26 protein-coding genes and 1 pseudogene are annotated in these 20,588 nt (G+C 68.1%); 16 read left to right on the forward strand and 11 right to left on the reverse strand.

Annotated features, from left to right (window positions below; genetic code table 11):
• Window positions 1-33: 33 nt before the first annotated feature.
• Window positions 34-654, reverse strand: a complete 621-nt coding sequence (locus ABZU76_RS38400; protein WP_354879054.1) for a GNAT family N-acetyltransferase — start codon at window positions 652-654, stop codon at window positions 34-36.
• A gap of 73 nt (window positions 655-727) precedes the next feature.
• Between ABZU76_RS38400 and ABZU76_RS38405 the strand changes: the two genes are divergently transcribed.
• The gene (locus tag ABZU76_RS38405) at window positions 728-1,201 is read left to right on the forward strand and encodes a nitroreductase family deazaflavin-dependent oxidoreductase (protein ID WP_354879057.1); all 474 of its coding nucleotides are present in this window, start codon (window positions 728-730) and stop codon (window positions 1,199-1,201) included.
• Between the two features lie 116 nt (window positions 1,202-1,317).
• Window positions 1,318-1,752: a hypothetical protein gene (locus ABZU76_RS38410; RefSeq protein WP_354879060.1), complete on the forward strand. Its 435-nt coding sequence runs from the start codon at window positions 1,318-1,320 to the stop codon at window positions 1,750-1,752.
• Window positions 1,753-2,368: 616 nt separating this feature from the next.
• Here ABZU76_RS38410 and ABZU76_RS38415 read toward each other — a convergent pair.
• Window positions 2,369-2,794: a hypothetical protein gene (locus ABZU76_RS38415; RefSeq protein ID WP_354879063.1), complete on the reverse strand. Its 426-nt coding sequence runs from the start codon at window positions 2,792-2,794 to the stop codon at window positions 2,369-2,371.
• Window positions 2,795-2,889: 95 nt separating this feature from the next.
• Entirely contained in the window at window positions 2,890-3,873 is a 984-nt protein-coding gene (locus ABZU76_RS38420; RefSeq protein ID WP_354879066.1) for a LuxR C-terminal-related transcriptional regulator, read from the reverse strand.
• Window positions 3,874-4,604: 731 nt separating this feature from the next.
• Here ABZU76_RS38420 and ABZU76_RS38425 point away from each other — a divergent pair.
• On the forward strand, window positions 4,605-4,784 hold the full coding sequence (locus ABZU76_RS38425) for a hypothetical protein (protein ID WP_354879069.1): 180 nt from the start codon (window positions 4,605-4,607) through the stop codon (window positions 4,782-4,784).
• A gap of 466 nt (window positions 4,785-5,250) precedes the next feature.
• On the opposite strand, the gene ABZU76_RS38430 is transcribed toward ABZU76_RS38425, so the two are convergent.
• Genes ABZU76_RS38430 through ABZU76_RS38440 form a run of 3 tightly spaced genes read right to left on the reverse strand, consistent with a single transcriptional unit; the run spans window position 5,251 to window position 6,505 of the window.
• A complete protein-coding gene (locus ABZU76_RS38430) occupies window positions 5,251-5,754 on the reverse strand; it encodes a hypothetical protein (RefSeq protein WP_354879072.1) in 504 nt (167 codons plus the stop codon).
• Complete coding sequence (locus tag ABZU76_RS38435) at window positions 5,751-6,320, reverse strand: sigma-70 family RNA polymerase sigma factor (protein WP_354879075.1); 570 nt, start codon at window positions 6,318-6,320, stop codon at window positions 5,751-5,753. The genes ABZU76_RS38430 and ABZU76_RS38435 overlap by 4 nt, the downstream gene beginning before the upstream one ends.
• On the reverse strand, window positions 6,317-6,505 hold the full coding sequence (locus ABZU76_RS38440) for a hypothetical protein (protein WP_354879078.1): 189 nt from the start codon (window positions 6,503-6,505) through the stop codon (window positions 6,317-6,319). The genes ABZU76_RS38435 and ABZU76_RS38440 overlap by 4 nt, the downstream gene beginning before the upstream one ends.
• Window positions 6,506-6,988: 483 nt before the next feature.
• Here ABZU76_RS38440 and ABZU76_RS38445 point away from each other — a divergent pair, with 483 nt between their 5' ends.
• Both ABZU76_RS38445 and ABZU76_RS38450 read left to right on the forward strand, forming a co-directional pair.
• Window positions 6,989-7,615: a hypothetical protein gene (locus ABZU76_RS38445; protein ID WP_354879081.1), complete on the forward strand. Its 627-nt coding sequence runs from the start codon at window positions 6,989-6,991 to the stop codon at window positions 7,613-7,615.
• A gap of 1,031 nt (window positions 7,616-8,646) precedes the next feature.
• Window positions 8,647-8,832: a hypothetical protein gene (locus tag ABZU76_RS38450; protein ID WP_354879084.1), complete on the forward strand. Its 186-nt coding sequence runs from the start codon at window positions 8,647-8,649 to the stop codon at window positions 8,830-8,832.
• A gap of 227 nt (window positions 8,833-9,059) precedes the next feature.
• Here ABZU76_RS38450 and ABZU76_RS38455 read toward each other — a convergent pair whose 3' ends face one another.
• On the reverse strand, window positions 9,060-9,428 hold the full coding sequence (locus tag ABZU76_RS38455) for a metalloregulator ArsR/SmtB family transcription factor (protein ID WP_354879244.1): 369 nt from the start codon (window positions 9,426-9,428) through the stop codon (window positions 9,060-9,062).
• A 327-nt stretch (window positions 9,429-9,755) separates the two neighbouring features.
• Here ABZU76_RS38455 and ABZU76_RS38460 point away from each other — a divergent pair, with 327 nt between their 5' ends.
• A complete protein-coding gene (locus ABZU76_RS38460) occupies window positions 9,756-9,935 on the forward strand; it encodes a hypothetical protein (protein WP_354879267.1) in 180 nt (59 codons plus the stop codon).
• Between the two features lie 124 nt (window positions 9,936-10,059).
• Window positions 10,060-10,728: a hypothetical protein gene (locus tag ABZU76_RS38465; protein WP_354879087.1), complete on the forward strand. Its 669-nt coding sequence runs from the start codon at window positions 10,060-10,062 to the stop codon at window positions 10,726-10,728.
• A gap of 154 nt (window positions 10,729-10,882) precedes the next feature.
• Here ABZU76_RS38465 and ABZU76_RS38470 read toward each other — a convergent pair whose 3' ends face one another.
• A complete protein-coding gene (locus ABZU76_RS38470) occupies window positions 10,883-11,038 on the reverse strand; it encodes a hypothetical protein (RefSeq protein WP_354879090.1) in 156 nt (51 codons plus the stop codon).
• A gap of 136 nt (window positions 11,039-11,174) precedes the next feature.
• Window positions 11,175-11,357, reverse strand: coding sequence for a hypothetical protein (locus ABZU76_RS38475; protein ID WP_354879093.1), 183 nt, complete (start codon window positions 11,355-11,357; stop codon window positions 11,175-11,177).
• A gap of 251 nt (window positions 11,358-11,608) precedes the next feature.
• Here ABZU76_RS38475 and ABZU76_RS38480 point away from each other — a divergent pair, with 251 nt between their 5' ends.
• The 7 genes from ABZU76_RS38480 (at window position 11,609) to ABZU76_RS38510 (ending at window position 17,548) form a co-directional block, all read left to right on the forward strand.
• Window positions 11,609-12,571: a TNT domain-containing protein gene (locus ABZU76_RS38480; protein ID WP_354879095.1), complete on the forward strand. Its 963-nt coding sequence runs from the start codon at window positions 11,609-11,611 to the stop codon at window positions 12,569-12,571.
• A 283-nt stretch (window positions 12,572-12,854) separates the two neighbouring features.
• Window positions 12,855-14,477, forward strand: coding sequence for an alpha/beta fold hydrolase (locus ABZU76_RS38485; protein WP_354879098.1), 1,623 nt, complete (start codon window positions 12,855-12,857; stop codon window positions 14,475-14,477).
• 103 nt (window positions 14,478-14,580) lie between these two features.
• Window positions 14,581-14,829 (forward strand): leucine zipper domain-containing protein, encoded by a 249-nt coding sequence (locus tag ABZU76_RS38490; RefSeq protein WP_354879101.1) that lies wholly within the window; start codon window positions 14,581-14,583, stop codon window positions 14,827-14,829.
• An 82-nt stretch (window positions 14,830-14,911) separates the two neighbouring features.
• Window positions 14,912-15,100, forward strand: coding sequence for a hypothetical protein (locus ABZU76_RS38495; RefSeq protein WP_354879104.1), 189 nt, complete (start codon window positions 14,912-14,914; stop codon window positions 15,098-15,100).
• Window positions 15,101-15,334: 234 nt separating this feature from the next.
• Window positions 15,335-15,781 carry an RICIN domain-containing protein gene (locus ABZU76_RS38500; protein ID WP_354879106.1) on the forward strand — a complete coding sequence of 149 codons (447 nt, stop codon included), beginning with the start codon at window positions 15,335-15,337 and terminating at the stop codon, window positions 15,779-15,781.
• A 436-nt stretch (window positions 15,782-16,217) separates the two neighbouring features.
• Complete coding sequence (locus ABZU76_RS38505) at window positions 16,218-16,703, forward strand: hypothetical protein (RefSeq protein WP_354879109.1); 486 nt, start codon at window positions 16,218-16,220, stop codon at window positions 16,701-16,703.
• 287 nt (window positions 16,704-16,990) lie between these two features.
• On the forward strand, window positions 16,991-17,548 hold the full coding sequence (locus ABZU76_RS38510) for an AAA family ATPase (RefSeq protein WP_354879112.1): 558 nt from the start codon (window positions 16,991-16,993) through the stop codon (window positions 17,546-17,548).
• A gap of 215 nt (window positions 17,549-17,763) precedes the next feature.
• On the opposite strand, the gene ABZU76_RS38515 is transcribed toward ABZU76_RS38510, so the two are convergent.
• On the reverse strand, window positions 17,764-18,633 hold the full coding sequence (locus tag ABZU76_RS38515) for an MBL fold metallo-hydrolase (protein ID WP_354879115.1): 870 nt from the start codon (window positions 18,631-18,633) through the stop codon (window positions 17,764-17,766).
• Window positions 18,634-18,702: 69 nt separating this feature from the next.
• Window positions 18,703-19,047 carry an EthD domain-containing protein gene (locus ABZU76_RS38520; protein WP_354879118.1) on the reverse strand — a complete coding sequence of 115 codons (345 nt, stop codon included), beginning with the start codon at window positions 19,045-19,047 and terminating at the stop codon, window positions 18,703-18,705.
• A 125-nt stretch (window positions 19,048-19,172) separates the two neighbouring features.
• On the opposite strand from ABZU76_RS38520, the gene ABZU76_RS38525 reads away from it, so the two are divergent.
• Window positions 19,173-19,838 (forward strand): TetR/AcrR family transcriptional regulator, encoded by a 666-nt coding sequence (locus tag ABZU76_RS38525; protein WP_354879121.1) that lies wholly within the window; start codon window positions 19,173-19,175, stop codon window positions 19,836-19,838.
• 350 nt (window positions 19,839-20,188) lie between these two features.
• Window positions 20,189-20,584, forward strand: a pseudogene (locus tag ABZU76_RS38530) (DNA ligase); the annotation flags it as partial.
• Window positions 20,585-20,588: the final 4 nt, after the last annotated feature.

Raw genomic sequence — 20,588 nt, forward strand, 5'->3', positions numbered from 1 at the left:
TGTGACGTGGTTATTGCCGGCCGACGTGCGGATTTAGTGCTGCATGCAGGTGGTGGCGGCTGGCGCGGCGGGTGCGCGACGGCGCAATCGTGGTGCTTCTCGACGGCCGCGGCAGTACCGGGCTCGGCTACTGGTGGGCTCGCTTGACGTAGAGCACGAACGGCTCACCGCGGTGCGTGATGTCCCGGTCGTACCGGAACCCAGCCGCTCCATGACGGCGCGGGAGCGGCGGTTGTGGGTTTCCGTGAAGGAGATGACCTCGCTCGCGCCCAGCTCGCCGAACGCGAAATCCAGTCCGGCTCGGCCGATTTCCGTGGCATAACCCCGCCCCCACAACGATTCGCGCACAGCCCAGCCGATTTCGAGCCGGTGTTCGGCGGTGTAGGAGAGGCCGCCGCGCCCCACGAGGGTGTCGGTGGCGCGGTCGTAGGCCAGCCACTTGTGCACGCCGTCGACCTGCCAGGCCCGCCCCATCGCAGCGACCCTCTCGCACGCGTCGTCGACGGTCCACGGGCCGTACCAGTGGGTGATGCCGGGATCCTGGTGGAGCCGGAAGAGCTCGTCGGCGAGCTCCGGGCCGATGGGGATCAGGCTGAGGCGTTCGGTGTAATGAGGTTGTGGACCGGCACAAGGCTCACCAAACCCGGAGAACACGGCGCGGATACCAGGTCAGGGCGTCAGTATGGTCTGGGCCGCGAAGAACCGAGCCCTGGAGGTGGACATGCCGGTGACCGATCGTCCGCAGACGGGGGTGCCGCGGTGGTTGCTCAGGACGCCGATTCCGTTGTATCGCGGCGGGTACGGCCGGCTGTTCGGGCACCGGCTGCTGCACCTCGCGCACCGGAGGCGCAAGTCCGGGACGAAACGTGAAGTCGTGGTCGAGGTCGTCCGGCATCGCCAGAACCCGGCGGAGTTGACGGTCATCGCGGCGTGGGGTGGGGTGCCGCAGTGGGACCGGAACGTCGAGGCTGCCCCGCCGATCGAGGTGCGGTGCGGGAAGTATCGGTGGCCGGCGCCGGAGGCCCGGTTCCTGGACAACACTGCGCTCGACGAGGTGCTGAAAGGCTACCGGGACCGGAATCCGCGGGCGTGGAGCAAGATCGGGCCGCGGCTGGGCTTCCCGGCCGATCCGGTAGATCCACTGTGGATGAAGTCGGTGGAACGGGTGCACGGGGTGGCGTTCGCGCCCGCACGGCACTGACCTGGCGCAAGCGCGTACCGGGTGGCACGGATGGTGGGGTCCGTGCCCGTCTTGCCTTCGGCGTAACGCAGGCCCCCGGTCGGGCGATCTTGAGTCCGGACCCAGGGGAGGATCACGTGCGCCGGACGGTGCTCGTCGTCGCCACGCTCGTACTGCTGACCGGCTGCTCGCACGTCGTCGCCGTTCGGTTGGCCCCGGCCGCCGAGCAACCCTTGCTCGGCGCGCTGCTCACGGCCGGCGAGTTGAAGCGGCTGGGCTTCCCGACGGGCGAGGCGCCGAATTCCGTGACCCGCGGGGGGAACAGCTCGTTCTCGATCGCCACTCCCTGTGCGGGGATCCTGCCGTCCGACGCGAAGCTCGGCTTCGGCGTTCACGCCGTATCGCGCAACGACGAGGGTGATCCCGCGTATTACCTGGGCGAGACGATCGCCCGTTACGAAGCGACCAAGGGCGTCGACGGAGAGCTTGGCAGCCTAACCGCTGGTTTCATGGCTCAGCGGAGAGCGTTCCCGGCGGAGAGCGCTGCCCAGGCGCGGTCCAGCAGCGGTTGAACCTGACGGGCAGGCAGACCGGTGTCAGCGGCGTCGCTTTGCTCGGTCCGGGCGATCCGGCGACAGCGTCAAGAACGGCGAGAAGGCCGACCATTTGCACAACGCTACGGTCGGAGCTGGTCGAGCTGAGGGTCGTAGCAGACCAGTCCGTGGTCCGCGGCAAGTCGCGCGGCCCAGGCAGAGACCTCCTCGCTCCTGCTCCACACCATCGGGAAGTACATCAACGGTCCGACCGCCTAGGTCAGCAGCGGCGAGGTCGACCAAGGGCTGTCTTCGCCGTCTTGCTCGCTGATATCTGGGTAGCGATCGAGCAGAGCCAAAGCGAAAGCACGGATTCGGTCCGACGGTGGTTCGTGACCGTCGGACTCGATGTGGCGCTCGTACAGCGAACGAAATACATCACCGGCCGCCTGGTCCCCGGACGGACGGTCGCCCTCCCACACCGCCAAGTCGTAGCTTATGCGTGGATCATGTCAGCGACGCCGTGCAGGGAGGAGGGCACCGGCGTGCTTGAACGCACCATCCGAGCCGGGTGGCCTCACCGGCGGCGTCGTGCCGGTCGTGTGACCACCTCAGCGTCCCTGGACGGCTGTCGAACGCGAGCAGAGCGCGCCGCTCACGAACACCATCCCCATCCACTCGTCGCGACTGCGGCGCCGGACCAGCCCGCGTAGCTGATGCAGTCCGGCGCATACCCGCTCACCGCGGCGTAGTACTTGTAGTCGCCCTGGTCGATGAGGTTCCGGCTGGAATCCTCGGAGTCGCGGTAGAGCCCGGCCATGGTGTCGGTCGGGGTCCCGATCGCGGTCCACTTGATCGTGGCGACGCAGTTGTAGCCGCCCGATTTGTACAGCAGGTACACACCCGCGTAGGCCTTGCCGTTCCACGTCGCCGGCCTCGAGTCGATCACCTGGTAGCCCGCCCCGCACACCTCCTCCGGGGTGTAGGGGTTAGTGGCGGCGTTCGCCGGGCTCACTGCCAGCCCGGCGAACAGCGCCAGCGTCCCGGCCAGCGTGACGGCCCTCCCCGTTATCCGCAGCATTGCTCCCCCTCCAGTCGCTCTCCTCGGACGGCAGAGAGTGTGACGTCCCGGCGTGAGGTGTCACCAGGTCCATTCCGGACAATGTCCGGTTTCGGTCACCCCAGCCAGCCCCGGCGGACCGCGGCGACCCCGGCGGCGAAGCGGCTGTCGACGCCGAGGATCTCCAGGATCGCGCCCACGTGGCGACGGACCGTGCGGACCGCGGTGCCGGTCTGGCGCGCGATGGACTCGTCGGTCAGGCCCGCGGCCAGCAGGCGCAGGACCTTGTGCCGCGCGGGCGTCAGCTCGGCGGGGGCGGCCTCGCCGATGGCGCTGGTGTCGGGCGCGGCCCACAGCGCGTCGAACCACTCGGCGAGCACCGCGAGCAGGGCGGGGGAGCGGATGTGCAGCGCGCCGTCGGCGCCGGTGCGGTCGATCGTCACCAGTGCGACGCTGTCGTCGACGTGCATCATCTTCACCGGCACCGACCGGCGGATCCGGGCCTGCTCCCCGGCCAGCACCGACTCCTCGATGCCGTGCGAGCCCCACGCGTCGGAGGCGTGGTCGGTGTCGTAAAGCATGCGGAACTCGACGCCTGCGGCGATCGCATCCGGCGGTGGCAGGAGCAGGCCCTCGGTAGTCGGGTTGTGGCCGGAGCGGGCGTTGAACGTCGCGCGCAGCAGCCGCCGCGGTGACCGGTAGAGCCCGGCGGCAAGGCGTGCCATCTCGCCGGGGTCCCGCACGGCCTCCACGCCCTCGCCGTCCAGTTCGCCCGGGGTCAGGCCGGTGCTGGGCGCGACGAGGGTGGCGAACCGTTCCCACGAGTCGGCGAGGCCGCCCTGGAGGGCGGCCAGCTGCCGGTGCTGGCGGTCGAGCAGCCGCCGCAGCGCGATCGCCGGGTGGACCACACGCACGAACCGTTGCCGGTCGCCGGAACCGGCCATGGTCACCAGGCCCGCGTCGAACAGCTCGCGGCCCGGATGCCCTTCGAGGTCGAATTCGCCCGGCCCGGTGCCCGCCGGGAGTGCTCCCGCGGCGTGCAACCGGTCGTAGGCGTCCGCGGCGCCGTCCGACACCAACCCCGCCAGCACCCTCGCCATCATGGACCCTCCCGTCGCGCGTGGAGGGACATCCTCCCGGGCACCCCCGGTGGTCGCGACCCACCCGGTAAACCTTTTTGGCGCTCCGGGCGTGTACGGCGAGACAGTGGAGGTTCGACGGTGGCAGAAGGACCGACCAGACCGGTGACGCCGGAGCAGCCGACGGTCGCCGAAGTACAGGCGGCGCGGCCGTGGCTGGCGCGGCGCCGCGTCGCGGTGAACCGGCTGACGCGGCTGCTGGCGCTGCGCATCGGGTCCCGTTTGCAGGCCCGACGGTCGTACCCCTTTTACGGCCTGCTCCTGGGCACGGTCTGGGTCGTCGTCATCCTGCCACCGGTTCCGGTGCCGGCCCGGTTCGTGGTGGTCGGCGCGGTCTACGCCGCCTTTCCGGTGCTGCAGTGGGCCCGGGTCCGCCCGCGCGAACGCATCGCCGCCCGGCTGGCACCCGCAGGATCCCCGCCGTCGTTGCGGGCAGCGGCCGCCCAGGTGGGCTGGTGGTACCTGGCGTCGGTGGTGATCACGTTCGGCGGCGGCGCGGTGCTGTGCGCCGCAAGGTTCCTCTCCAGCCCGGAGGCCGGCGCGGGCTGGGCGGCGGCATTGGTGCTCGCCCAGCAGCGTGGCGCTGGTCCTCGTTCCGGCGCTGCGTGCCCCCGTGATCGCCGAGGACGAGACATCGCTCGGCGTCGACGCGGCCTTGCGCGCCCAGTCCCCTGCTCTTCGCGCAACCCGCGGTGTTCACGCTCCTCGCCTGGATCGACTTCGCCACAACCTGGCCGTCCGTGCCGCCGTGGTTCCCGCTGCGGGTCGGCTACATCGTCCTGGCGCTCGCGACGCTGGCCGCCGCCGCGTTCTCGTACTGGCGCCGGTACCGCCACCTGCCGTCGAACAGCGACGGCACGGCGGCACGGTAGGCGCCCCGGCGGTGACGCACGGCGGGCTGCCGCTGGGGATAGAAGCTTCGAAACGCTGAGGGGTGCGGCCTGTTGGAAGCCTGAGTCCGCGCGGGGAGCCGGCCGGCGAGCGGAGCGACCCGGCACGCCGAGCCGTCGAACTACGGTGTCCCTCTTTCCTGCGAGTGCCCGGCCACAGGCCCGGACGGCCCGCAGCCGCGTCGTGTGGTTGGAAGCTCCGGCCCACGCGGGGAGGGGTGGATGCGGGGGAGTGCGCGTGCGGGCCGGATCCGGCAATTGATCTGGACCACAGACCCCTGAACCGAAGCTCCTGGATACGTCCGCGTGGCCTGGGCCAAAGGGTCCAGGCCACGCGGACGGCTGGATTCAGTGGGTCCCGAAGCCACCTTTCGGTAGCCATGGCAGCACTTGCGGGTGCCGAAGCCCAGCAAGGTCTGCTGCCAAGACCAGAACCAAACCTCGCATCCTAAGTCCTGGTGCGTCGGTCCTCGTGCTCAATCTTGACGTGGATCCGCTGCTGGCGCTTGGGCTTGTGCTGGGCGATCACGCGGCAAAGGCGGGAAAAAACTTGCACCGCGGCGAAGAGCGGTGCCACCGCTGGCAGGATGACCAGCACGGCAGCACCCTTGATCAGCACGACCACGATGCCAACGGCGCAGATGGTCAGCAGCACCAACACAGCGTTTGGCCAGTAACGCAGCCAATTGAGCACGGATCGTCCACACTTCGCTCGCTCGCCCTTGGCAGCCCGCCGGGCGTGAACCAGACCAGCTTGCGCCACCGCTCGATGAGAGGCAGCGCTGGCATCGGTGGAGAAGGTGCCCGCGCGGAGGGCAAGTCCGAACCGGAAGGCTTCGACGCACTGCGGGTCGTCGAGGTCGGCCGCGAACATCTCGATGAGGTGGTGGTTGAGGTTGTCCAGACGCCGGTCCAGCTCGATGTTGTCGGCGTCCTGCGTGGGGTCGATCATTCCGGCCTGCCCTCCTCGATCCTGCTCAGCGTGCGTTCCGGCCGCGCGTAGCCGGTCCGTTTCCTCAGCAGCGCCCTGCCACGGGAGACCCGTTTAGTCGCCGCGTGGAGCGAGATCTTGAGGCTGTTGGCGACCTCGTGCATCGGAATGCCCTGAGCGGCCAGCAGCATGGGGACCTTGTACTTGTCGTCCATGGCCTGCAGCGCGCGCATAACCTCCATTACCTCGAGATGCCCCTCAGGTGATAACCAGGCCACCTGCTCAAGGTGGTCGGCGATCTCCAGCGCATCGGCCAAGGCATAGGCGCTGCGGGGGCTCTTGGTCTTCCGGATTGCGTTGCGCACGACGGCGAACAGCCAGTTCTCCTCGTCGATGACCGAATCAAGGTCGCTGCGCCGTTCGCGGATCGCCAGTTCCATCACAGCGTCGTCGGCGGCCGCGCGAGCCTCGTGCACCGAACCGCCTAGCGTGACCGCGTAGCTGGCCAGCCGCGTGTAGTAGTGCCTGCGCAGTGCGAGGGCCCGCTGTTCGAGCGCGCCCTTGCTGCTGGAATCGTCGATCTTCACTGAGCCTCCGCGCTCCGCACGTCTGGCTGGATATAGATCTTCAGGTGCGATCCATCCGCACGAAGGTCGTCGACGACACCGCCTTCGGGCAGGTGATCGAGTACCTGCACGTAGGTCTTGCGGCGCTCCACCTCCGTGCGAGTGTTCTCAGTGATACCGATGATCTTGTCTGTCCAGCCAACCACCAGCCGGCCTCCTTCTTGGGGAACTCGCTCGGTCTGTAAGGGCTCCGGCACGGCCAAAGCTGACAAAGCTTCACCCATTCGGGTCTGTAGCCGCCGCCAGACGCCTCAGTCATACGAACAAAGGTTCGATCGTCACGCGCGCCGACGGCCTACCCCGCCGTGCACGCCGACCACCCCCGGGAGAACTCAACGCTTTTTCCGGTCACCATGACCAGGAATCCACCGCCGACGTCGACACCTGCGTCCACCGGTGACCTCCGCTGCGGCACGGCAAGCCAGCCAACTCACGGCTGGTTGTCGGTGAGCGGTCCGCGATAAGCGCCTCGCGCATCTCGAGCGGCGTAGCTCACTGGGTCAGTCACCTCATGGGGTCCGCGTCGATGGCGGTCAGCAGGAGCGCGGTGAGGCGGACACGAGGTCGGCTCCGATGACCACATTCGAGCCCCCGCGCGCTAGCCTCGCGCTCCGTGCGTTCCGTGTTGCGTGTCGCCGCTCAATGAGGGGGAAGACAGGGCTATGGGGGACAAACGGCAACTGCGTAACGGGACCGGTGGAATCGTCGTCGGCGCGGTCGTGGTCTTGGCGGCCCTGAGCATCACCGCCGCAGTGAGCTTCACTGCCGGCAATGACAGCGGCACCGCTGATGCGGTACGCCACTTCGAGTCCCGCGTGTTCCCCAGCCCCTCCCCGACGTCAGCTGCCCAGACCACGCCTGTGCAGCCATTCCACACGAAACACATCTTCTCGGTGAACCCCAACGAGGCCGTCCGGTCCGTGTACCAAAACATCGCGCAGGGCTCCGTCGACGACGCCTGCGGCCGGTTCCGCGAGGACGTCCAGGACAAGTTCGCCCAGGATGTCGGCCAGGCGGACTGTCGCGCTGCGGTCGAAGCGCTGCACGAGCAGGTCACGAGTCTGAACGACTACGCCGAGTCCTTGCCCTCCTATGTGTCTGGGCCGGCACCGGCCGGTGTCGTGACCATCGACTCTTGCATGTTCGACGTCGAGGGCGGTCCGGCGCTCGGGGTCTTCCAGCTGACGCAGGTCGACAAAGGACAGTGGCTCATCACGGGACACTCCCCGGGGCCGGAGAAGTGCCTGCCCCGCTGAGGGGAGGCGGTAGGCGTGTAATACTCCGGTCGCCGCCGGGCTCGCCTCGGAAGTCGAAGAGCGAGGGCGGCCGGACTTCCGGCCCAACCCCCCTCAGGGGTCCGCAACCCTTAGCCCTTGAGTTGGTTCAGCTCGTGCAGGCACAGCGTCAGGGCGCTAAGGAGCGCGATAGCGCGAACTGTCGCGCTCCTCCCCAGGCGCCGCATCCGACCGCAGAAGCAGTCGCTTTCGTGAGCCCCTCCTTCGGGCATCTGGTCTCCCGTCATGTCACGCACGCGGTGCGTGCGAGTCGTTAGTACGTCCAAGCCGCGTCCGGCTGGCGGAGCTGCCGATGGATCGCATCTGGGGCAACTCCGGAGGCCTCGGGAGAAAGCCTAACTGCCAGGTACTGGCTAACTTTTGCGGAAAGCTTCCAACGCTTTTTCGGAAGGCATCTCAAGCACGCTGTAATCATTCAATTGCGCTGGGTAAGTGTCAGTGGCGGCGGCCGCGTCGTACATGAGCCGGCGGACGGGCCAGGGCGAGTTCGACTCGAGGGCGCGGAGCAGGAACGGGTTCCCGGGGGGCCTTTGACCTGCTTCGCGAACACGTAGCCGCCGCGGGAGCCGCGGCCGTCGGCGAGGACGGGCCCATGTCCTTCGGCTTGAACACCAGGAACTGGCCGTTGCGTGGCCGGATCGGTCCGCGGCCGGCATACACGCCGGTGCCTTGGTACTGGTAGAGGGCGTAACCGCCTGTCGCGTCGAAACGTCTACCCGTGTTGAGGCGACTTCCGATCGTGAAAACGCGCCCAACCTCGCGCCGACCAGCACTGATCGCGCTCCTGGCTGTCGCTGTGATGGCCGCCGCAGGCTGTGACGACGACGAACGCAAGAGCAGCGGCCCAGATGGGACGTACTCGGCCGTCGAGTGCCAAGGCCTCCGGCTCACTGCCTACTACGACGACACGGCATCCGACAGCGACGCGGCGAAGGCGGAGATCGAGTACGAAGTTCACTGCTGATGCGGCGAGCGAACGAGGAGGCCCGGCAGTGAATAGCTACCAAATCACCGTTACCCGCAAGGCCAGATGGTGGATGGTGCATACCCCCGAGATCGACGGGCTCACCCAGACACGCCACATCCGCAAAGCATGTCGCGTGGCCCGCGAATCCATCGCCGTCAGCCTCGACCTCAACCCCGACGACATCACCTTCGACGTCCACTTCGAGCCGTAAACCAGGCGTCGATTGGTTGGGGGGCGGGGACACGGATTCAATCCAGTCCCCGGCCCCGATGCGGGGGACCATCTCACACCCACCCCCCATGGCCGCGAGTCCCTCACGATCTCCGTCCGGCCGGCGCCGCATCGTAGCCAGAGCCACCGACAACATTGGCAGCCGGCGCGGTGGGCCCGTTTCCCGCCGGAACGGTCAACGGTCAACCCGGCCGCCGGTGCGGGTTGTCACCCGCGCCGGCGGAGATATCTGGCTCGCAGTTCGTCGGGTTCTTCGCTGCGGCCAGGATGTTCGGAAACGTGGTCTACAGCGTTAGCGACGATGTGGGCGAGGTGGTCGTCGATGAGCCGGTAGACGACCTCGCGGCCGCGGCGTTCGCCCTGCACCACCCCGGCGGTCTTGAGGACCCGCAGGTGCTGGCTGATCAGTGGCTGCGCGATGTCGAGAGCGTCTACCAGCTCGTGGACGGACCGCTCGGCTTCGCGCAGCTGCAGCACGATTGCCATCCGGATGGGCGCGGCGAGTGCGCCCAGCAGGTGGCCCGCTTCGGTGAACGTGGGGAATCGGGGTTCCGCCACCGCGGACCCGCCCGGCAGAGGATCGGCGCTGAGCTCAGGATGGCGATCCCAGCGCCTCCCGTGCTCGTACTCCAGTCGGTTCGGTGCCGGTTCAGGGCTGCCGGTGAGGGTGGCGACTCCGCCGCTGGGGCGGCGCAGTGTGTCTGTTGCCCGGGTGGGCGAGGTGTCCCGTGTCCTGGCCAGCGCGCGCAAGGTCTCGATGACGGCCGCGTGGAGGTCGCCGTACTCGGCCGAAGTCGTGTCGGTGCTTCGGCTGTACTCGTGCAGGGCGATGTCGAGCGGTCGCGGCAGCAGGTGGTTGTCGAGGACGGTCGTGACCAGTTCGTCCGACAGGAAGGGTCGGCCGTGGGAGACCGTGTGGACCGCCTCGGCCGCACCGCCGTGATCCTGCTGCTCGCCTTCATATGCGGCGGCGCTGTCGGCACCTTGACCTTCTTCGCCGGCACGAACATCCCCGCCGCCATCCTGGCAGGCCTCACCGCCACAGGCGGGTCGATCGTGTTCCTCCACAAGGTCGTCGGCTGACCCACGGTCTGCACCACTACCACCACCGCACGCCGCCGGCGCGCACTGGGCTCACCACTCGCGCCAGCGCTGCCCGGCCGGCGTGGGCGGGGCCGATGTCAGAGGGGCCCGGTTGGATGAACCCGTGACTGTCTATGACGTAGCCCGCCAGCTTCCCGCCATCGCCGACCTGCGGGACCTGTGCCGCTCGCTTGCGATGCTCAACGCGATTCTGAGCCCGGACTGGGAGAGTCGGTACTACTCCTTCAACGCCACTTGGGCGGAAGGCGAGGAGATGGCCTCGATGCGCAACGGGTCAGGAGACGAGTACTCCATCGTGTTCTCGGCGGCCGGGGTCTATGTTCGCGGCTTCGGCCACGAATCGCCGATGAGCCCATATGGCCACGATGGCGAGCCCTGGCCGGGAGTGATCGACGGCGTTCCCGAGGTCTTCAAGCCCTTCGTCGAGGAGCCGGCGTTCACCGACGAGGACGGCGTGCCCGTCGTGACGGCCTGCTTGTGGCGGGAGGCGAAGGACGATCGGTGGCGCCACGGCACGATCGACTTTCCCTCGAACCGTGCTGACCCTGATGGGGCGACCGGTCTGTTCCAACTACTGGTCGACCGATCACCTGAAGCGTTCCAGAGCTTCGCCGAGGACTACTACGAGGTCTCTGTGGATCTCGAAGCGGTGAGTGCCCTGTATGCCTCGCGGCCGCTGACCCAGGAACTCGTGTCGGCGTTGAATGTAGAGGTCACCCTGGCAGACCTGGCCCAAGACATCTCCGAAATCGGCTATCCGCAGGCCCATTGATTTTGTCCCTGTAGCCACCGCCGTCACTGCCGCAGCAGCGGCTCCAACTCGACTTCACGACGTGTCACCGTCGAGCTTCCCGCACGCAAACACCAGCCTCGGCCGTTCGGAGCCCGGCGGTGGCGACCAACGCCGGAGCGCGTCAGCGCGCCGGCTACTCCGGCTTCGCGCGGACGGGGAAGTCGACGACGCCGGGGACGGTGGTGTCGGCGAGGGCGTCCATCCAGGCCAGCGCGTGGGGCCAGCCGCGGCCGGCCTCGGTGATGAGACGGTCGAGCGCTGTGGTGCTCAGGTCCGCGTAGGTGCTCATGCTGAGCATGGTCTCGTCCCGATCGTGGCTCCACAGCCACGCCACGATCCGGCCGAAGGAATCGCCGGGATGCACCAGCCGTGGCCGCCTGGCACAGGGCCAGGTGAACCGAGGCTCCCGTGCGGGCGGGCCACGCCTACTCGGACTTCGCCCAGTCGTGCAGCGCCTGCAGGATCGCCACCCGCTCCTGCGGGCTCGTGTCCTTGAGGGTGACCTCAAGGACACGCCGCTGGCTCGCCGCGCGGATCTTCGCCACCACACACCGCGTCACCGCGGTCGCCACCGCCGCGACCACGGGCCCGATCCACACCCAGGTCATCCCTGCTGCCTCCGACCTACCGAAAACGCCTCTTCGCGTCGTGATCGACGCGAACCGATCTATCAATGTTTACGCAGGTCAGAGCGATATTTGATGTCAGTTTATGGCGAGCAACGCCCCGATAGACGACTTTTGTCCGATGTTTGGTGCCCGGGTGCCTGCGAGCCAAACGAACTGAGAGCTTGATCGTTTACATCTGTTTATAGTGAGTGCCATTCGCTGCTGAGTGATGAGCATCTGGGGAGAGCGCGATGCCGAGATGGCGGCAGCCCGAGTTGCCAGACGGGCCACTGCGGGAGCTGAACGACGAGCTGCACCGGCTGCACGAGTTCTCTGGCCATCGCAGCACCAAAGAGATCGCCGACTGGTTGAAGGCGCGCGCCGAGGCCAATCCCGGCGAGTGGAGTAAGCCCTCGCACACGCGGGTCCATCACATTCTGAGCAAACCCGAGCTGCCCAATCGCCCAATCATGATCAACATCGTTGAGGCCTTCGTCGCCCTCGGGCGCATTCGCCATGGTCCGGACGTCGTGGCTAAGGTCGACGCGCTCTGGGAAGCGGCCTATGAGCACCAGCGGCACGCCAGAAAAAACGCCGTCGAGGACCGCGTCGTCGACAACCTTGCGCCGGACATCGACGCCGACGAACCCACGCCGAGCGCCGAAATCGAGCACATCGCCCTGCACACGGCCGAGGTTGACCGGCGTGACGAATCCGACGACGACACGGCGAATTCGACCGACAGCGCTGCGGACCTCGAGCTGATGTTTCCCCTGAACCACACCGGCTCTGGTCACCACCAGCGGAACGACAGGGAGACGGTCCCGGGGCCGGAAACTCAGCCGCGACCGATTGATCCGCCGCTCACGCTATTCGAAGACAAGAGGTGGCGCATCTTGGCGCCCGGCACTAGGTTGGACCGCTTCGGCGACCCGAGCGGCAACGTGACCTACGCCGCCGGCACGATGTTCGAGAAACGTTCGCTGCCACCAGAATGGGCGGACCGCCCGTACCACGTGTACCGCGCGACGAATCGGTTGAATGTGCTCACCGGTGCCGCAGTTCCGTGGTTCGACCAGCCGGGTGGTGGGCAGGCGTTCGTGCTGGAGAAGTCGATCCAGGAATTGCTGGACACCCACCAGTTGGTCGAGGTCGAGCCGGGCGAGCCTCCGATCGACGCGGACAAGCGGTGGCCAGGACCTTCCACAACATGAATCCGGAGTTTGAGCCAGAACCGTCACCGGCGAGCCTGCGGCGTTCACCTCAGCCGGCGGGTTCGGCGCCGTGGGATGACGCAGTACATGCCGGTGCAGCCTGAGGTTGTCGTGGAAGTCGAGGCCGAACCGTCGGTCGCGTCGTTTCACGCGAAGTCACCGACGGCTTCGTAACTGCTCTCGCTCGAGTTCTGTAGCGGCGTGAACACTTCCGGCACCGGCAAGCAATTCCCCTTCGACGACAAAAATCGGCGAAGAGCTCGCCGGCACGGAGGGAGCTTGTGTGCGAGCGTCCAGATGGCTGAGCGCGGCGGTCCTGATGAGCACCATGGGGGTGCTCGCCGCGCCGGCCGCCACAGCCGGAGCCACCGACCTGTCCGCCTTCTACGACCAGAAACCCCAGTGGGCGCCGTGTGAGTTGGGCGGCCCGCCGACCCCGGGGCTCCTGTGCGCCACCATCGAGGTCCCGATGGACTACCGGCACCCCGCCGGACGCCGGATCCCCCTGGCGATCAGCAAACTGCCTGCAAAGGATCCCGCGCACCGCCAGGGCGTGCTGCTGGTCAACCCGGGCGGCCCAGGCGATTGGGGACAAGACCTCCCGATGACCTACAGCGACCGCCCGATCGCGCAGGACTTCGACATGATCGGCTTCAACCCGCGGGGTACCGGCGGCGGCTCCGCAGAGGTGTTCTGCGAGGCCGACCCGAACGCGGTGACTCTGCCTTCGCGACCGACGGACGACCAGTTCGCGCTCTACACCCAGCAGGCGCGTACAGCCGAAGCCGGCTGCCGGCAGGACGACGACGGGTTGCGGCCCTTCGTCAACACCCCGAACACCGCGCGCGACATGGACGTGATCCGCGGTGTGCTCGGCGAGAAGAAGATCAACTACCTCGGCGTCTCGTACGGGACCTACCTGGGGGCGGTGTACGGCAGCCTGTTCCCCGGCAAGCTGAACCGCAGCGTCCTCGACTCGTCGATCAACCCGGACTGGGTCTGGCGCGACGTCTGGCGGCAGCAGGCGGTGGCGGCGCGCGCCAACGTCGACGAGCTGTTCACCTGGCTGGGCGAGCGCAACTCCGTGTACGGGCTGGGCAAGTCGCACGACGAGGTCCACGCCACTTCGGAAGCCCTCGCGGCCAAGCTCGGCACCGCCCCGATCACCGACCCCCGGTTCGGCACGGTGACCCAGACCGACTACGACTACTTCGTCCTCGGGTACCTGTCCCGGGCACGCGGGGCGTGGGACAGCGTGGGCGAGGAGATGAAGGCCCTGTCCGACGCGGCCGACGGCAAGCTCGCCCTGGGTTCTCCCGCCCTCGTCGACGCGGGCACGGCCGTGAAGCTGATGAAGAACGGGGTTCCCGGGGACTACGCCACGAACGGCACGTACGACACCATCACGTGCGAGGCCGACTGGCCGCGTGACCTGTCGGTCTACTACCGGGACATGAAGGACGCCCGGGAGAACTACCCGTACTGGGACGGCGTCCGCAAGGCCGCGCCGAGCAACTGCACCTTCCGCAGCTTCACCCCGACGGACAAGGTGACCGACCTCAAGCGGGCCGGCTACCCGACTGGCGTGGTCATCCAGGCCGAGGGCGACACGCAGACCGCTTACCCCGGCGGTCCCGCGATGGCCGACCGGTTGCGGGACTCGCTGATCACCGTGACCGACGACGGCGGACACGGCCAATACGGCAACAACGACTGTGTGTCCGATCTCGTCGACCGGTACCTGGTCGGGGGCGTGGTGCCCGCCACCCGGGCCACCTGTGCGGGCGGCCAGCGTCCGGACGTGCCGCCGGACAGCGCAGGGACGGCGCACCGGCAGGCCACGCGGCAGCTGAGCCTGACCGACTCCGTGCGGCAGTTCCTCGCCGAGAAGCAGTACGTGTCCTAGGTGTATTTGGCCAGGACGTTGGTGGCGAGCGGCCTGGTTGACGTGGGGAGAGCCTCCGGGTGGGGTGTGGTTTGTCTAGGACCCACTCCAGTCGGAGGCTCTCGTGTCTCACCGTAATGCCCGGACATTCGTGGGCAGGTTGCTGATCGTCCAACGTCACCGGGCGGGGTGGCCGCAGGCGCATATCGCGTCCGCGATGGGGATCTCTCGTAAATGCGTGAAAACCTGGCTGGCCCGGTGTGTCGCTGCCGGCGCGCGCGAGCCGGGAGCCGGGCCGCGGATCGTCACGGGCAACGCGTCTGCGGACGCTGGTGTGCGGGGCTGGCTGGTCGGGCATTTCGCCCCCCCATGAGAGCGGCCGGCACGCCGACGAGGTCGAGGTGAAGTGGGCCAACCACCCTGCTGGCGAGGCGCGGGACGTGTGGAGCCCGCCGGTGGCAGCGCGCACGCTCACGATTCTCGTGGCCGGGGGCGCGTTCCGTGTGGACGTCGGCGAGGAGAGCGTGGTGCTGCGCGAGACCGGGGACTACCTGCTGTTCGGGCCCGAGCTGGCGCATCGGTGGCAGGCGCTGGGCGCGGCCACCATGCTCACCGTCCGCTGGTCGTCAGCTGCGGCGAGATGACGACGGCTGTGGATGCCGGCCCCTCGAGAGGTGCGCGGCCAGCCTGCGCGGAACACCCAGGTCGACGAACCACGACGCCGCCCACAGAGCCGCGCGGACAGCCCTGGCAGCTGTTCGGTCCAGGGTCTGCGCGGTCGGGGTGAACTTCCCGCAAAGCAGGCGTTGTGGGGTGATTTGGCTGGTTTACTGCGCGGCGGTGCCTCGATGCGAGAGGCCAAGTCGAATGGGGGATTCATGATCGTCAAGAAGCTGGCTGCCGTGTGCGCGGCTGCTGTGCTGGCGCTCGGACTGAGCGCCGCGCCAGCGAGTGCTACAGCGGTGGAGTGGACTTGGCGGAATCAGGCCACAGACCATTGTCTGGATTTCCGGGCCGACGTTGGCCCCTACGCCACCGATTGCAACAACGGCAACTACCAGCTCTGGATCATGACCCCCGGGGATGATCCGACGGCGATGCGGCAAGTGGCTACCCGGCTCTGCCTCACGGTGCGCAACACCGTATTGACGATGAAGCCGTGTCTGGCCGCCGACCAGGCGGCACTGTGGAGGCCGGTGCCCACGACGGGTCCGTTCTACCAACTCGTCAGCTATGTGAACCCCCTCAACTGCGTAGGGGAGGGTCCTGACCGCCGCGTGAAGCTCGTGACGTGCACCGGCGGCCCCTCACAGCAGTGGCAGTGACGTGCAGAGACCACGCTGCGGGATTGGCTCCACGGGCGCACCGGTGGCCAAGCGGTGGAGTGGCGACCCACGTTCACCGTCCGCTGACCACCGGCGGCGGATCGCCCCGATAGGCAGAGGATCCGGGGCCTGAAACGACAAAGGGCCGGTGGGCCACACCGTGATGTTGTGGCCCACCGGCCCTTGGCGGTGGGTCAACGGGTGATCAGTGGCGGTCGGTCGAGATGCCGTCGCGGCCGTGGCCTGGCAGTTCGCCGATCGGGGCGGGACCGGCCCGGCTACTTGTTCATCTGGTCCGGCTGGACGGACGTCGCCCCAGAGCTGGAGCCGGTGTGCCCGGAACGTCGGCACCAGGGCGCGGACTGCCTGTTCGTCGCCGTCGGCGATGGCGTTAGCCAGCTCGATGTCGAGGTCGGGCAGGTCGGTCGGGTCAGGGATGGCGACGTGGACCATGGCGGCGATGTCCTTCCATGTTGAGGTGGTGTGGGGGTCAGCGGTTTCTGCCGCTGACGAACACGCGGCCACCGCAGGCCCCCGTGAGATCATCAGCCGGGTGGAATGGGAGAGCGGTACTCAGCCTTGGATCCGGCACCAGCCCAATGAGGCGAAGGTGTTGTGCTACTTCTGCGGCGCCGAGACCGCAACGGTCTCCGGCCATGACCTGTCCTCCGACACCGGACGCGTCCAGCTGTACTGCACCAACAAGGACTGCGATGTCCGGGCGGTCGAAGTTCTCGTCACCAAGGACGGTCACCGAGCCCGCGTGCGCCGTGATGTCCAGGCGCTAGAGGCCATCGACGCCCACCCTGAGCGCGTCATCAGGCAGGCACAAGGCAAGTCCGCCGCGACTTTTGCCGAAATCGACTACTTCCAAAGCGACGACGATCCGCTGGCCCGCCGACTCGGGCTTGACGAGGCGTAGCACACCAGCGCGGCGCCGGACGACGACGCTGGACGAGGGATCCGCGGCCGCCGCCCGGCAGGCCTCGGTGACGGGCGCCCACCACGACGAGAACCCCGACGTCGAGACCACCTCCGAGCGCGAGGCGTGAGCACCCATCACTGTCGCCCCGCGCCGGGTGCTGCGAAAACGTCCGTTTTTGCCTTCGGCCCGGCGGCGTGCGACACGGCGGCTGCCGGTGCCGGACGGGCCGGCTCGCAGCTGGCTGGTCGAGGTCGGTGCGGCGCTGCAGACCAAGGATCCACCCCGTGAGCCCTCCGACGGGGCACGAGAACACCACGCTTCTCGTGCTGCGCGGCCCCTCGGGCTCGGGTAAGACGACGGTGGCCGAGGCCGTGCGTTCCGCCTACGGGCACGGCCTGGCCCTCGTGCAACAGGACCTCCTGCGCCGGCACGTGCTGCGCGAGCACGACCGTCCCGGCGCCGCGAACATCAGGCTCATCGACCTCGTCGCCCGCCACGCCCTCGACAGCGGGTTCCACGTCGTCCTCGAAGGAATCCTGCACGCCGACCGCTACGGCACCATGCTGCGCCGCTTAGTCGCCGACCACCGCGGCCAGACCCACGTCATCTACTTCGACGTGCCGTTCGAGGACACCGTCGCCCGCCACGCCACCCGTCCCCAGGCGCAGGAATTCACCTCTGAGGACATGCGCAGCCGGTACGTCGCCGGCGACCAGCTCGGCGTTCCCGGCGAAACCACCATCCCCGCCAGCTTCAGCCTCGCGGACACCCTGCAGCACCTGCGACGTCACTTGCCGACGGGATCGCCGGCCTCACCCTCGGACGCCGAGCTGTCGCCCTGACGCACACCGCACGGTGTGCTCATGCTCGTGCGGTCTGGATTCAAGGTTGCGTGCGCGTCCGTCCGGCCACGCCTGCGGCTCAGGCGGCGTACCGGACAAGGCCGAGCTCGTGCCACTGCTCGAGCACCTCGGTAACTTGCTTCGGCAGGACCGAGGGGTCTTCCGCCGGATCACGCCCGGCGTCCTTCAGGCGCGACACGGGGCTTCGACCGGGCTCAGGGATCAAGCAGCCCGTGGGCGGGATTGAGCGCCCCGTCCACTCCGTAGAGCATCTCGGCACCGAAGTCGATCCAGATCGGGTCGAGGTTGTCGGGGTAGCGGGCCTTCATGGCAGCGGCGTAGGCGGCCGCGTCGGCGGACTCGCCACGGGCCCTGATCGCGGTGCGCAGCCATTCGATGCAGACCTCGGCACCGGACCGCGGGTCCGTGTTCGGACCGTGGCCGCTCAGCACGATGTCGATGTCGGTCCGGGCCTTGATCTTCTCAAGCAGGGCGATCCAGTTCTCGGCGTTGCCGTTCCTCACGGAACCGAAGAACAGGTTGTATCCGGGGCCGGAGAAGTTGTCGTTGGCCGACAGCACGCGCTCTTCGGGGAAGGTGATCAGCGCGCTTGAGTGCGCCTCGGTCTCGGTGACCTCCTCGACGTTGATCCGGAACCCGGGGAACATGGTCTCGCCGAGCGCGAGGGTGCGGTCGGGGTGGACGGCCCGCTCGGCGATGACGTCGCCGACGACGGCCCGGCGGGCGTCCAGTACCTGCTGGCTCCACTGCGTCATGTAGTTCCGGACGGACTCCACTGCCCAGATCGTGGTGCCGGGGAACTCCTCGTCCAGCACCTGCAAGCCGGAGTAGTGGTCCTGGTGGCCGTGGGTGATGAAGATCCGGCCGAGGGGCTTGCCGAGGCCCTTGACGACCTCGACGACTTCCCGCGCCATGGGCAGGAGGAGCTGAGCGTCGATGAGGGTGAGTTCGGTCCGCGTCTCGACGATGTGCGTGTTGACCCGGCCGCCCAGTTCCGGCGCGGTGTACGTGTGGAAGGTCGTCTCGCCCCGGGTGAAGCGCGTGACGGTGCCGGTGATGGTCATGCTGGTAGGTCCTTACTGATCGAGGTGTGCCGGCGGGATCGCTCCCGCCTCATTCGGACGTCATGCGCCTCATGCGGACGTCACGCGCTCGTCGTCGGTGAAGGACATGTGGCGCGACCTGTCGAGGAACTTCGCCTCGTCGTCGGGGACCTGGCTTCCCGCCGCGCTCAGCGCGTCCAGCCACCGGTGGAACGCCGCGGAGTCGGCGAACGCCACCTCGCACACCACGTCGAACTCGATGTCGTCCTCGCGGAGGTTCAGCTCGTCGCCGCGCACGACGTAGTGCCGCTTGTAGACGTCCGGTGCCGGCGCCAGGCGGAGGATCAGCGGCACGTGGTGGTTCTCGTAGTAGTCGATGAAGTCCTTCGTCGTCATCCCGTCGCGTTTCGTGAGGAACGAGATCTTCTTGTACATCCGCCGCTCTCCCTTGCACCCGTAATCCATAACCGGGGACTCCCCCGATTACATCCAGGGTAGGCTAACCGAGGATGTCCCCGCTTAGCAAGGCGGGGACGCGGAGGGAGCAGAGGGTGGCGCCCGTGTCACAGCCGAACGCCGGCCCGGCCGGTACGGAGGCCGGCTCGACCGGTGCAGAGGACGGCTCGACACGTGCTGAGGCCGGCTCGGCCCGTGCGGAGCTGGCACGGCTGGTCAGTCCTCCGCTGCGGGCGGATGCGCGGCGCAACTACGGGGCGATGCTGGCCGCTGCCGCGGACGTGTTCGCGGCAGGCGGGCCGGAGGCGTCACTGGACGAGATCGCCCGCCGGGCCGGCGTGGGCAACGCGACCCTCTACCGCCACTTCCCCAACCGCCGTGACCTGCTCATCGCAGTGTGCGTCGACGAGGTCGAAAAGCTCTGCGTCATCGGAGATGATCTTCGGTCCAGAGGGCGTTCGGGCGATGCGCTGGAGTCGTGGCTGGGCGCCTACATCGACCACGTCCGGACGCGAAGCGGCCTCGGCGCCGCGTTCGCGTCCGGAGACAACCAGGACTCCCGCTTCGTCAGCACCTGCCGAACCGCGGTCAGCGAGGTCGGCTCGGCCCTGCTGCGGGACGCACAGCAGCTCGGGACCGTCCGCATCGATCTCCGCCTCGACGACCTGCTCACGTTGGCCAACGCGATCGCCATCGTCACCGAATCGAGCACCGAGGATCAGGCGAGGAACCTGCTGGCGGTGGTCTTCGAGGGGGTCAGGCCCCGTTAGGCCGCTCGTGCCACCACGTGCCTCGGCACGGGAGGAAAAACCCTTAAAGGATCCCCTACCTGCATAAACAAGGTACGACTGCGCCGTTTGGGCTACTGTTCGAGTCAGTGACGATGACGGTGCGTGTCCGCCGGGCCAGAGTGATTGGTTGTGAGGGCGGACGCCGGCGGTGGACGGGAGGTCCTGCATGGTGCGCGCGGCACGTGAGGACCCGTCCCTTGTGCCGGCGTGGGTGAAGCCGATGCTGGCAGCGGATGGCGGGGGCCGATTGCCGGGCGGGTCGCAGTGGCGGTTCGAGACAAAATGGGGACGGCTACCGGGCGGCCGCCCGGGTGGCCGCCGACGGAACGATGGTCCTGACCAGCCGCAACGGTAACGACTTCACCGAGCGGTTCCCGACGTTGGTCGGCGCGCTGGGGGAGGCGGTCAGCGGGTTGGCGGCGGTGTTCGACGGGGAGATTGTCGCGCTCGGTCAGGATGCTGTGCCGGAGTTCGGGCTGTTGCAGAATCGTCGCACGCATCCGGGTGCGGTCCGGTACATGGTGTTCGACCTGCTGCGGCTCAACGGCGCGGTGCTGCTGGACGAGCCCTTCGAGACGCGGCGACGGCTGCTGGAGAAGCTGCCGTTCCCGGCGGAGGGGCTGGTCGAGGCCGCGCCGAGCGTGACGTTCGACGAGTTTGCCGACGACGGCAAAACGCCGGACGACCTGCTCGCCGAGTCTGTCGCGATCGGCCACGAGGGTCTGGTGG

The organism is Amycolatopsis sp. NPDC005232 (assembly GCF_040607795.1).
GTDB lineage: Bacteria > Actinomycetota > Actinomycetes > Mycobacteriales > Pseudonocardiaceae > Amycolatopsis.

Coding starts and splice junctions, on each gene's coding strand:
- ABZU76_RS38415 (WP_354879063.1), bottom strand. CDS start 2,794: ATGCTGCGGATAACGGGGAGGGCCGTCACGCTGGCCGGGACGCTGGCG.
- ABZU76_RS38420 (WP_354879066.1), bottom strand. CDS start 3,873: ATGGCGAGGGTGCTGGCGGGGTTGGTGTCGGACGGCGCCGCGGACGCC.
- ABZU76_RS38430 (WP_354879072.1), bottom strand. CDS start 5,754: ATGATCGACCCCACGCAGGACGCCGACAACATCGAGCTGGACCGGCGT.
- ABZU76_RS38470 (WP_354879090.1), bottom strand. CDS start 11,038: ATGAGCACCTACGCGGACCTGAGCACCACAGCGCTCGACCGTCTCATC.
- ABZU76_RS38475 (WP_354879093.1), bottom strand. CDS start 11,357: ATGACCTGGGTGTGGATCGGGCCCGTGGTCGCGGCGGTGGCGACCGCG.
- ABZU76_RS38480 (WP_354879095.1), top strand. CDS start 11,609: ATGCCGAGATGGCGGCAGCCCGAGTTGCCAGACGGGCCACTGCGGGAG.
- ABZU76_RS38500 (WP_354879106.1), top strand. CDS start 15,335: ATGATCGTCAAGAAGCTGGCTGCCGTGTGCGCGGCTGCTGTGCTGGCG.
- ABZU76_RS38505 (WP_354879109.1), top strand. CDS start 16,218: ATGGCGACGTGGACCATGGCGGCGATGTCCTTCCATGTTGAGGTGGTG.
- ABZU76_RS38515 (WP_354879115.1), bottom strand. CDS start 18,633: ATGACCATCACCGGCACCGTCACGCGCTTCACCCGGGGCGAGACGACC.
- ABZU76_RS38520 (WP_354879118.1), bottom strand. CDS start 19,047: ATGTACAAGAAGATCTCGTTCCTCACGAAACGCGACGGGATGACGACG.